This is a genomic window from Bacillus sp. FJAT-45066, from assembly GCF_002335755.1.
Classification (GTDB): Bacteria; Bacillota; Bacilli; order Bacillales; family Bacillaceae_I; genus Bacillus_CD; species Bacillus_CD alkalisoli.
Window position 1 is genome coordinate 3381862 of the sequence record NZ_NISQ01000001.1, and the last position, 12590, is coordinate 3394451.

9 protein-coding genes are annotated in these 12590 nt (G+C 37.5%); 7 read left to right on the forward strand and 2 right to left on the reverse strand.

Annotated features, from left to right (window positions below; all coding sequences use genetic code 11):
* Positions 1-104 precede the first annotated feature (104 nt).
* The 6 genes from CDZ92_RS17085 to CDZ92_RS17110 are packed head-to-tail and all read left to right on the forward strand — an operon-like array spanning position 105 to position 9159.
* Entirely contained in the window at positions 105-3089 is a 2985-nt protein-coding gene (locus CDZ92_RS17085; protein WP_096156415.1) for a thiopeptide-type bacteriocin biosynthesis protein, read from the forward strand.
* Complete coding sequence (locus tag CDZ92_RS17090) at positions 3055-4029, forward strand: hypothetical protein (protein WP_096156416.1); 975 nt, start codon at positions 3055-3057, stop codon at positions 4027-4029. Before CDZ92_RS17085 ends, CDZ92_RS17090 begins: the two co-directional genes overlap by 35 nt.
* Positions 4026-5120, forward strand: a complete 1095-nt coding sequence (locus CDZ92_RS17095) for a hypothetical protein (RefSeq protein WP_096156417.1) — start codon at positions 4026-4028, stop codon at positions 5118-5120. The genes CDZ92_RS17090 and CDZ92_RS17095 overlap by 4 nt, the downstream gene beginning before the upstream one ends.
* Entirely contained in the window at positions 5107-6690 is a 1584-nt protein-coding gene (locus CDZ92_RS17100) for a YcaO-like family protein (RefSeq protein ID WP_096156418.1), read from the forward strand. The genes CDZ92_RS17095 and CDZ92_RS17100 overlap by 14 nt, the downstream gene beginning before the upstream one ends.
* A 15-nt stretch (positions 6691-6705) precedes the next feature.
* Positions 6706-7764, forward strand: a complete 1059-nt coding sequence (locus tag CDZ92_RS17105; protein ID WP_096156419.1) for a hypothetical protein — start codon at positions 6706-6708, stop codon at positions 7762-7764.
* Between the two features lie 21 nt (positions 7765-7785).
* The gene (locus CDZ92_RS17110) at positions 7786-9159 is read left to right on the forward strand and encodes an MATE family efflux transporter (protein WP_096156420.1); all 1374 of its coding nucleotides are present in this window, start codon (positions 7786-7788) and stop codon (positions 9157-9159) included.
* 729 nt (positions 9160-9888) lie between these two features.
* On the opposite strand, the gene CDZ92_RS17115 is transcribed toward CDZ92_RS17110, so the two are convergent.
* Positions 9889-10626 carry an HAD family hydrolase gene (locus CDZ92_RS17115; protein WP_096157050.1) on the reverse strand — a complete coding sequence of 246 codons (738 nt, stop codon included), beginning with the start codon at positions 10624-10626 and terminating at the stop codon, positions 9889-9891.
* A 247-nt stretch (positions 10627-10873) separates the two neighbouring features.
* On the opposite strand from CDZ92_RS17115, the gene CDZ92_RS17120 reads away from it, so the two are divergent.
* Positions 10874-11875, forward strand: a complete 1002-nt coding sequence (locus CDZ92_RS17120) for a rod shape-determining protein (protein ID WP_096156421.1) — start codon at positions 10874-10876, stop codon at positions 11873-11875.
* 168 nt (positions 11876-12043) lie between these two features.
* Here the strand turns inward: CDZ92_RS17120 and CDZ92_RS17125 are convergent, their stop codons facing one another.
* A complete protein-coding gene (locus CDZ92_RS17125) occupies positions 12044-12334 on the reverse strand; it encodes a hypothetical protein (RefSeq protein WP_096156422.1) in 291 nt (96 codons plus the stop codon).
* Positions 12335-12590: the final 256 nt, after the last annotated feature.

The window sequence follows — 12590 nt, forward strand, 5'->3', positions numbered from 1 at the left end:
AAAACCTAATTCATACAAGACAGAATGCTCAGTTCGGATTATCCGACTGAGCATTCAATCTATAACAAGAGCTTTTTAGAATGTAGCTAAAGGAGGTAGACCACATGAGAATTGACGATCGGTACATTATTCGTAGTCCTGTATTAACTAAGGATTATATAGACCAGATTTACAAGGAAGAGAACTTATCTACTATTCTAATAGAATTGTTGCATAACCCCATACTAATGGAAAGAATTTTAGTTGCAAGTCAAAGCCTCTACTATCAACTTCTCCAATACAAAGAGAAGAACACGTTACCGTTGGATAGCAAAGCTGCGAGCGCGCTTGTGAAATATATACTTCGTATGGCTTCGAGGTCCATGCCGTTTGGGCTATTTGCTGGTATTCAAGAAGCGTCATTTAGCGACATTGACCAACCAACTTCAAATACACACGCACAAGCACATAAACACGTAAAAGTATCTATTGAATGGTACAAAGAAGTCATAAAGAAAATAGAGCAAAAACAAGGCATTCATTCAACCTTAACAATCAAAATGAACCCTTTAATTGTAGAGAGAGAAAAATACATCGTTCTAGAAAGCTCTTCTCATAATCAATACAAAAAAATGAGAATAGACAAAGTCCCCTTTTTACAACTATTGCTCAATCTACTAAATTCCCCTATTAAAATGAAAAAGGTAATAGAAAGGATAAGTAACGATGATCCACAAAAACAACAAACGATATTACAAACGATAGAAGATTTACTACAAAAAGGATTTATTATATCGGAACTAAACCCGACTATTCCTAACACCAATCAATGTTTGTTAGAAGGATTATTAAATAAAAATGAACTGTTATCACGAGAGGATGAAAACAAATTAAAGGAAATTCAGTTACTCCTTCAGCAATATAAAACATTGCCAGTAGGAGAAGGTATCGACGTATTCCTTCGACTAGTAGACAAGATGAAAAAATGGAGCGATACGAGTAGATGTTTAGTAGTAGACCTATTTCAGCAAAATGAAAGAGAACAGACCTTTACAAAACACGAGATTGCCAACGTAGCCCAAAAGCTATCTTTTATGTCCGTATTTACCGCTGTGAACTATGAACAGACTTGGAGCACCTACATTATGCGTTTTCTGGAAAGATACGGTTACTTCAATGAAGTCAAATTGCTAGACGCAATAGATGAAGATTTAGGAATAGGGATGCCAACAATGACAGATGACTGGAAAATTTCCAAGGAAAACAGACAATACAATCAGTTTCTTCTCAACAAAATAATGGAAACCAAAAAAGAAGCACAAGATGTGGTCTCTTTACAAGAGAAAGACATCGAACATATCCAGTCTATTTATAGCGAGCAATTAAAAAATAAACAAAAAAATGGCTATGATTTTAAGGTATCCATCTTAAAAGATAAAGGGGAAAGTCTTTTTTCCATCGGGACGAACAGCTTTGGTAATACAGCATGCTCTTTTACAGGAAGATTTTATACGAAGGAAAAAAGAACTGCTGCTCAATATTCTTTAGAAAATGATGAGTACATTAGTGCGGAAATAAATGCAATTCCTCATCATTATGGAGACTTATCCGTTACCTATCAACAGCCAAACTATGTCATTAACATTAATACGATAACTAACATGGGGGATGCAGTCTCCTTTCCGGTAAACGAACTGTATGTTGGAGTAGATAAAGCAGGTTTGTACATTAGAAGTAAAAACTCCAACAAGAAAATACTGCCAGTTTGTACCCACATGCTCCACTATAACAACTTTATAGAAGACAAAGCACTTTTGTTTCTCTCTCTCTACGGTAAGTATAAAAGCAGGGCACCTATGGACTTCTATCTAGGACCGTTACGTACATTAAAACGAATTCCACGAATCCAGTATGGATGTATCATTCTTTCGCCCAAAAGATGGAATATCTCAAAGTCCAATATAAACGGTGAAAATGACAGAGAAAAAGCATTAAAAGAATTCGTAAAAGAAAACGAAGTAGATCAAGTTGTATACCTACTAAATGGAGACAAAACATTACCGCTAAAACTACAAACCGCGCTGGGAAGGTCATTACTGTTACAAGCACTTGCAGAAAAAAAGAAGGAAGAAGAGTTCATTACATTAATAGAGGCACCAGAGTTAAATGAGCAGCAGGCAACTACAAGGAATAATGTAGATTACGTGTTTACCGTACTCCCTGATAACCAAAACAGTAAAGTGTCAGCACCACTTCTAACCAAAATACAAACGAACATTGTGAAAGAAGAATGGGATTGGGAGTACTTCAAAGTGTTCCCGAGCGTTGGGTATAACGAAAAGGCGCTTGACCTTTGTTTACAATTTTTCAAAAAAAACTCCGTGAAGAAATTCTTTTATGTCCAGTATGTGGAAGAAGGGAAGTTGGTTTTAAGAATTAGATTCCAATCAAAGTATAAACATGTGAAAGAAATATTTGCAGAATGGTTAAAAGAACTCTATGTTGCCCATATCATTTGTGACTACTCTAGTCATCTCTTCATCCCAGAGATTAATAGATACGGTGGTGAAATACTTTATGAAAAAGCGTATCACTATTTTTGTGAGGAATCAGCATTACTGCACAAGCTTAACCTAGAAAATCTAATTCCGTTCAACGAAAAGGTAGAAAAAGGAATGATATTCACTCTTTTCACAACGATTGACTTATTCGAAAATTACGCAGATGCAAAAGCGTTTTTAGAAAGTGTTGCAGGAGAAAAAAACAAAGACATATTAAAAAAATTTAAAGCAAACCGGCCCCATTACACACAAGTAGCCAACTATGCAATTGATTTGTACAAAAAATACCAAACGACACATATGGCAACCAAGCAGAAAGTTGGAAGAGAATATAGTGAACTTCTGTGGAAAGAGTTACATCCAGACCAAGCATTATATACGCTAAACAGTATTCTCCATATGACATTAAATCGCGTAATTGGTGTGGATCGAAAAGTAGAACAAGAAGTGTATGAACTCAGCAGCTATGCATTGTACAACTTAAAATACTTATTACAAATCAAGGGTGGATACGATGAATTATCACGAAATATACCTTTATATCAATGAAGAAGAAACTCCGATGGAAATACAAGATTATATAAAAAAAACAATCACCCTCATTCCAAACGTGAGCATCAAGCAAAGTTGGGAAAATGGCTATCACATATGTCTATTTGGAGAAATAGGAGATATAAAAGAAGAAATTACGAAAGACTTACAGCAACTGCTTGCTCGTTATCCTTCCAAACAATACGATGAGCAACAATTCCGTCAAAAATATAGTACAATCTCTCAATATTTTCAAAAAGAAAAAAGCTTAAATGAAATCTATCAAAACAAAGTAATGGTTCCGGAAAAACCAAACATCCAATTATTTCAAAATGAAGGTCAAGTTCACCTGTACTTAAAAATTCATCTTGCATTTGATCGTATATTTTTACCTAAATATTGGAGGAAGAACGATATAGAGGAGATTAGCCGAGAGATTTACCCTTTCTTCTCGAAATTACCCGACAAAACGTTATCGGAGGAATATAAACTGTATTCCAATGGCTTTGTCTCTCACTTATCTCACTACGTTGGATTTTTACATTCCATAAAGGAGGAAATGAGGGGGCCAATCAAACAAAGTTTTAAACAAAGGAAAGCGCAATTAGGAGAACTTCAAGTTGAAGAAAATGCACTCTTTCATGAATTGCAAGAAATATATAAACAAGTCAGTGCTGCGATAGAAAGGGAAGAAATGAACTTTATCTCGCCACAAAATGTAACAGATGTGAAAGATATAACGAAGGACGCATCTGACTACCACCAGGCATTCTTTCAAAATGAAGCATTGTTAGCTTTAGTGTTGCATGATGTCGTATTAACGACAAATAAATGGGTATTAAATGTACTGTATGAAAAGCTTATATTACTACAATTAAAGCCAATCGATAAATTCTTTATGAACTATGTTTTTAGTTCTACTAGATTTCAAGACGAATTCCAGGAGGTGTTTGAATGAACGGATATTTACATCCTACCTTTTATATCATTGACACGGAGAATGATTTTTATATGTGCACAAAAGACGTAAATTTGAAGATTGGATTAAACAAATTACAAAAAGAGAAAGTCTATCACTTAGTAGAAAAGTTAAAAAAACACTCGGATGGGGACGTAACGGAGCAGTTAGATCCATTTGAACTACAAATCTTTCAACTTTTAATAAAAAAGAAATTTTATATTTATCACGTAAAGCGGGAACGAGCATATATACCTGCCATACGCTCTATTACAGGTCCAACTTACTTCTTAGAAGTGGTAAAAAAAGAATGGGAAATGGAAGAAAGCTTGAGCGTGCTTACCGAAGACACTTTACATTTTACCCATCACGAAAGGGAAGAAAAACAGTTCGATTTAACCGTACATATATGCGAAAACACTATGTATATATATAAAAATGAGAACATCAAGGTAGAAAAGAGTAAAGAAACAATTAATAGACAACTATTAAGGTATGCTGCCTACGTTTTCGTAGAAAAGCTCGAATCTGACAATCTAAACATGGAAGATTTAGAAAGGAATCTGTTAAAGATTGATTTAAGTATGTATACGAACGAGGTGGAAAATGTACCATTTACATTCATTACGTATGAAAACTATCTTTCTAGCTATTGGGCAGACAAAAACCTTCGAAATGTTCAAGTAGAAATAAACGAAGAAGTAAATTTTCCTTTAACAACGGTTAACTATAAAGATCAAAATTGGAACAATACGTTAACGGTGTTAGGTTTTGACGTGAATGATGCGATAAATAATCTTCTTACTATCTTAATGAACGAACGAGAAGTACCGAAAGTATTCCATTATGGACAGTTTTCTAAAAAGCCGCTAGATGAAAATAATCTTCTCTTCTTTACAAAGTACATTGAAATAAAACTACGGAAGAAAATGGAGCTGCTTTCAAGTGAAAATAAAGTAGGATTGAATCTTGATTTAGACGTGAAGTGGGTCGAGAAGCGGGATGATTACAATGAATGGACACTGTTATTAACCTTGTATGAAAATAACATGCAGTTAAAGCAGGAGGTCATGGTTCATGCTAACTCGTAACAAAAACATTGAAGAAGCATTAAAAGAAGTGGTTGAGATAACAAACGGAAGTTTTTGTTACACCCAAGACGGTTATACGTTTTTACTCGAAGTGAAAAAGGTGGATGAGGCGGTACTCATAAAACGAAATTACAAAGTGGACGTTTCGGAAAATAAACCGTCGTTACGTGGCTATGCTCCGAGCAAATCAAGTATGAAGAAAATAGTAGCGTACTTTTTATATAACTTACATAAGTTTGAAGGGTTGCTACTAAACGAGGATGAATCTTTTTATCTGATCATTCAATCAATGGAAAAAAAGACAAATAAAAAACAGCATCATACGGATAAACGAGTAGCCTCGAGGTTTTCCATTGAAGAAGTGGTCGAGGCAATGCACTATGTTGCCGGTGGATATGTGGTGAAAGAGGACCGAGGTTCTGTATCGATTGCGAATCGAAAAAACTTTACTATTCAGGGGTTTGGCTTTGACTTAGACCGAAAGAATGCATGGAGAAAGGCAGCGCTAGAATATTTGGAGAGATACGCTAGCGCTCAAACGTTACCGCACACCATCATAGACACGTACCAACTTCTAAGCGAAAAAGCGAATGTCATCCACCCTAGAAAACTAGGCTTGTATGAGAAAGAACAATCCGACCGTCATCACCTCTCCCAATTTTCGGAAAAGGAACTTGTAGAATGGGTTAGGGGAAGGTCACTGCGGACGAATGAAGGAACATATGTTGCCAAACAATACGTCCAATATTTAAAAGAAGGATGGCTACACCATTTTGTCTATGATAATTCAAATGGTTGTGCCATTGGAAACACTTTGGAGGAGGCAAGTCTCTATTCCATCTTAGAGTGCTTGGAGCGAGATGTGTTTTTTCGCTGCTGGTTCGGTAATGAACCAAAGCGAAAGTTACACTTAACAGACGAACGATTTTTAAATATCACTATTCAAGCGGAAATCTTTAAAGAAAAAGGATATAAGCTAGAGTTTTATTTGTTAGATAACGCGGCAAACATACCAGTAATATGGGCATTATTACAAAATGAACAGAAAGAGCCAGCTATCTACTCCATCACCGGTTTAGGATGCCATTTACAACTAGAAGTTGCCATACAATCTGCCTTTTATGAATTGTTTAATGCATACCAAGGATTAACAACATTACACCCAGCAGAACTGGAAAAGAAAAAACGCACTGCAATTGAAGGAGAAAAGTTGAAGACAATTGATGACCACTTCTACTTCTTTGCATCAGAAACATCTAAAAGTTTTATTGAAGAAAAAATAGTAGGGACAAAAAGCATTCTATACGAACAAGTGAAGGAGATGTCTTTCTGTCATGAGTCCGTAACAACAGAGTTGAACTTCTTAGTAGAAAGGCTCCGGACTGTATACGAAGATGTAATCGTAGTCGAACAAACAAACACAGTATTACAAGCTCTATCACTCCATTGTACAAAAGCATTTCTCATTAATGCGATACCGGTTGATTTCACAACAGAACTCATTAGAAGGAATGGAACAAAGTACGACGATTGGAAAAAAGAAAAAAAGAATATTCATCCATTAGCGTAAATAAAGGAGAAGACAATGAATTATAGCTTAAACGAATTTTTAGGAGAACTATCCTATAATTGCGGTTTAATAGAAAAAGTGCAGCACTTAACATATTCCTTTGATGATTTTACTTTATCGGATAGTAATTATCAGTCTTTCAATGAAATGGAAAATATACTGCTAAGCGTCAACGACACGATCCGAGTCGAAAAGAATACAGCCTACAAAGTTCATAAAGGGTATCCGTCTCCAAGAAGTATTTATCCTATCCAAATGTTTATTGCAAAGTCAAAAAATTTCTTCCTCACGAAAAATGATCAACTAAAAACATTTGAGCTATATAAAAATAATCAATTGGAAGCAAAAGAAGGGGATCTAGTATTTGTTTATAAAAAAAGATACCCATCGTATTATCAATATATTAAAAAAACGTTATTTTTGTTAGAATTAGGCCATTTTCTCTATAACGTCATGACAGTTGCCCGCCACTTAAAAATTCAATTCACGTTAGAAATCAAAGACGGGTATTTGCTGTTGCGTAAAACAGAAAGAGAGGAATGGAATGAAAGCGAAGACATTCAAACTTTTCTACAAAAATGTCGATGGAGAAATAGTGGCCCTTACAAAGTACCAATAAATAGCTTCCATATAGTGGACCAGACAGCCGTGAGTGCACAAGGAACAGAGGACGAGTTGCGTCAACTGCTGCCAACGCGCATAGATGGAAATTTCATTCAACCTGTTAGTTTCCATCAAGATGGCACAGGTTTATTTTACCGACAAGGGAAAACCTCTCTAGCAATTCCATATGAAAAGCTAAATGAAGCTTATCCATACATTAATTTCAGAGGCGTATCAACGGTTGTTATCTTCCTGTTATATCACCAGCTATTTAAAAACGAATCAAACCTTGCAGAATATTTAATCGCTACAGGATTTAAGGCCCAATTTTATTGTTTAGATTTTGCAAAAGAAGGACAATATTGTCGACCAATTAAAAGCTTTAATATTGGACAAATGGAAAATATCTTCAACATAGACAGTCGAGAATCCACCATCCTATATACATTAATCGCTGGATCCGCTGATTAGCAGAGAAGGGAGAGAAAAAAGATGGATACAAATTGGAAATCACTAATGAAATTTGCACTGCCAGTTACCCTTATTGGAATAGCAGACATAGCATTAATATTAATTGACTTATTCTGGATCAACTTTTTTATCGGAGAAGCAGAAGCGTTATCTGCAATACGACTTTCTACATCTGTGATCATATTAATCGAAGCAGTGATTATTGGTGTTATTTCCGCTATTTTAATTTATGTAAGTCAAAATTATGGTGGAAACAAAATGGATTCTGTTAAAAGAGGGGTGAAGACAGGTTTAGCATTCTCTTTTTATGCAGGATTGTTTGTAGGAGCAGTCGGATTACTTATTCATCCGCTATTTCAATGGATTTTCGGCGTGGACGAACAAACCATAGCCTACTTAAATCAATATTTAATCGTTCTTTTTATCGGCTATCTCTTTATGTCGCTCAACAACTTTTTATTATTGATTCCGAGATACTTCCAAAAGCTGAGAGCCATCTACTGGGGGCTAGGGATTGCAATCGTAGCAAATGCCGCGGTTACACCAGGCATTATGATGTTATTCAACCTATACGACTTACCATTAATGGCTGGTGCGGCAGTTGGGACAGTAGTGGCAAACATCCTATGCTTTATCTTCTTACTATATAAGCTCTACTTTAAAGATTATTTAAACATCCAACTTGAAAAGAGAGATATTTCATTCCGACTAGACTTTAAACTGTTAAAAGAAAATAAAGAATTCATCGGAAGTCAGTTGTTTACGGGAATAACCTTTAATTTGTCGATGTTTCTATATATCGTTATTCTATCGTTTTATCCAAATGATGCATTCAACGTTTATGCAGTCGGAACATACCTCTTTATTCTATTCGGCGTTTTTTCACAAAACTTTGCCGCAAGTGCTATCCCACTCGTATCTTATAGTGTTGGTGAAGGGAAAATAGATAACGTCAAAGATATTGTAAAAAAAATGAGTTCTGTTCTACTTGTCTATAGTGGAACCATCGCGATTGCTATCATATTACTTCGCAGTGTAATTGCTCTTGTATTTACAAAGGATGCAACGCTCTTACCAAGGTTCGAAGAGTTTTTCTTATACTACAGTATTCCTTGGGTGTTAAATACAGTGTCCATGATCTTTATCTTTGCTGTGTCAGGGTCTGGAGACTATAAGGGCGGCCTATACTTAACCTTTACGAACATGTACGTAATTGTACTATTAATGCTATTCTTTGTGCCAAACTTATTTGGGGATGTTGTAACAGGAGTATTTATTACATTGAGTTTGATTAATGTAATAACCTTTGTTAACACTGTAGGTTATTACATGATAGGACGTTGGAAGAAGGCTTCTTTAGTAACAGAGGAACAGGTGTTAGAGGGAAGTGCTTAAAGGAAGTCAGTTAATAAAGAAGTCGCTCACTGTACCGCAAGGAGTCAGTGAGCGACTAGTAACTGGTAGTCACATACAAGCTACTCATAAGCTTGTCGGTTGATTATGTCCCGGCCCCGTAAGGCGTTTTTATATTACAAATATGTTTCAGGTGCCAGGCACTACCCGAATTTTCTTGTTTCACAAAAATGTTTCACAGCCTATGAACGCTGAAAAAATGACGTCTGACTGGAGCAAGAGGAGAAGTGACCGAAGACAGATCCAAAGTGACCGGAACAAGTACTAAAATGACCGAAACAAGAAGAAAAGTGACCGAAGCAACAGTCAAATCTCTTGCATCAGTCTGTTTACCCACTTGCCTGGTCATTAGGTTTCGCCGATAAACTCCCTGAACTCGCCGATAGAACCCGCAATTTCGCCGATAACCGCACCAAAACGCCGATAAAATTTGCCCCCCGCCGATTAAAACGCCAATTTCGCCGATAGAACTCCGATTTTCGCCGATAAACTCCCAAAAATCGCCGATAAAACCTCAATTTTCGCCGATAAACTCCCCCAAAAATCACAATTCGAACCCAAACCTCCGCCGATCCCGCCCAAACCCCCCGCCACAAAAGCAAAAAAAGAGCCATTCCCCCGTTACACGCCCCGCATAACAAAGAAACCAGCCCCTCAGCCCATATCTAACCCCACTCTAACCCCACTCTAACCCTCATCTAACCCAAAAACTCACCCAAACGTCACCACATTCGTTTTCGGATCAACCTGATAAATAACATCCTTCCGCTCAATCACAATCCGCGTCTTCTCACGCAACTCCTCCTGCTCCGAAATCGCAATCAACAACTCCTTCGCCGGATTAATCGCCACCGGATTCCCCACATGCTTAAACATCGTAATATCCCCATTCGTATCCCCATAAGCGAAACTCTCAGCCAAATCAATATCATGCTTCGCAACCATCGCCGCAATCGTCCGCTCCTTACTAACCGAATCCCACATTGGCTCAACCCGACCAGTAAAAAAACCATCCTCATCAATATGATAAGTCGACCCACAATAATCCGTCGCATGATACTTCTCCGCCATCTTCCCAACAAGAAAATCCGGACTACCAGAAATAAAAATCACCTTATGCCCCTCATCCAAATGCCACTGAATCTGCTGCCTCGTATAACGATACACCCGATCCGCCTTCAACCGAATAACCTGCTTCGCAATAAACTCAATATCCTCACTCGACACATTCGTCAAATGCTCCACATAAATACTACTCACATCCAACAGATAAGCATCATAATTCCCTTGCCTCTTATCCCAATCCTCAAACGTATGCTTCACCCGCTCATGCCAAGCACTCGGCGAAATAATCTCATACTTAATCATCCGCTTAAAATGCTCAATCAACAAAGAATCCCGATAAAACGTCCCATCAATATCAAAAAACGCAGCCTTACTTTTTGCCATCCAGCCCACTCCCCACCTATAATCACTACCTATATTATACTCCATGGAGAAAAAAACCCCTAGCCATCGGGCCCAATTTTCATATAAATCAAACAAATTTCGACGAACAAGCAAAAAATCCGCCAAAATTCCCACAATAAATCCATAAAGCAATAGTTTATTTTACAAAATGTGATACAATATAAAATTAGAGACTACACGTTATCGGACAATAGTCAGCGAACTTTACATATAGGAGGAAAAGCAAATGTTTGCTAGGGATATAGGTATAGATTTAGGAACGGCAAATGTACTCATTCACGTCAAAGGAAAAGGAATCGTTCTCAACGAACCATCCGTTGTCGCTCTAGATAACAACACAGGAAGAGTACTCGCAGTAGGGGAAGAAGCACGCCGCATGGTTGGACGTACACCAGGAAACATCATCGCGATACGCCCACTAAAAGACGGAGTCATCGCAGACTTCGAAGTAACAGAAGCGATGTTAAAATACTTCATCAACAAACTAAACGTAAAAGGCTTCCTATCAAAGCCACGCATCTTAATTTGCTGCCCAACAAACATCACATCTGTCGAGCAAAAAGCCATTCGTGAAGCGGCAGAAAAAAGCGGCGGTAAAAAAATCTACCTAGAAGAAGAGCCAAAAGTTGCAGCAATCGGCGCGGGAATGGACATTTTCCAGCCGAGCGGTAACATGGTTGTTGACATCGGTGGCGGTACAACAGACGTAGCCGTACTTTCTATGGGTGACATCGTAACTGCTCAATCCATCAAAATGGCCGGCGACAAATTTGACGCGGAAATTTTACAATACATTAAAAAGAAATACAAACTACTAATCGGTGAACGCACAGCCGAGCAAATCAAAATCGAAATCGCGACCGTATTCCCTGGCTCGCGCAACGAAACAATCGACATTCGCGGACGCGACATGGTAAGCGGATTACCACAAACGATTACCGTAAGCTCTGCTGAAATCGAAGTAGCACTTCGTGAGTCTGTTTACGCAATCGTACAAGCAGCAAAAACAGTACTAGAAAAAACTCCACCAGAACTATCAGCGGACATTATCGACCGCGGCGTAATCTTAACAGGCGGTGGCGCACTACTACACGGAATCGACCAACTGCTAGCAGAAGAACTAAAAGTACCAGTCCTAATCGCAGAAAACCCAATGGACTGCGTAGCAATCGGCACAGGCATCATGCTAGACAACATGGACAAACTACCACGAAGCAAATTTGCGTAATATTCGGGACGGGGTTTGTTTCACATTCCACTGAATGTGAAACAAACCCCGTCCCAATTAAAAAAAGGGTATTCCTCACTCAGTGAGAATACCCTTTATCTTTGTCATCTAAACATATGAAATTGTACTCTCAAGGATGGTCATCTTACGAAGAATCTAACGAAGTTTCTATTGTTTGCTTAACTCAACTATTTCTTTTTCTACACGCGTCAACCGCTTATTAAAAGCTTCGATCATAAAAGTAGTGTCTTTATCTTTACGCTCAATCGTCTCTAAAATTTTGATAACATCCATCTCATGATTAGCCTCGAACCGCTCAAGCGACTCTTCGAGTCGATCCACTTTACTATCTACATGATCCACTTTCTTTTCCAGAATGTCAAATCTACCTTCCAAGTTGTCCACCTTACCATTTAACTTCTGCAACTCACCTAAAATCAAATTCAACGTTTGCTCCATCGTTCCTCTCACCTCCTAAAGTGAATTTTGTCATATGGACAACTTTATTATACCATCTACTAATTAAAAATCTCAATGAGAAAACAACCCCCGTCCCCAAAAACCCATCCAATTTCAAAAAAATACATATATCGACAACTGCCATTTTGTACTATAATAGAAATTAGAAAATTATGATTTAGTGATTAGTGGTTAGTTATTAGCTAAATCCAGGTTTTCCTAACCACTAACACCTAACCACTAACCACTAAAAACA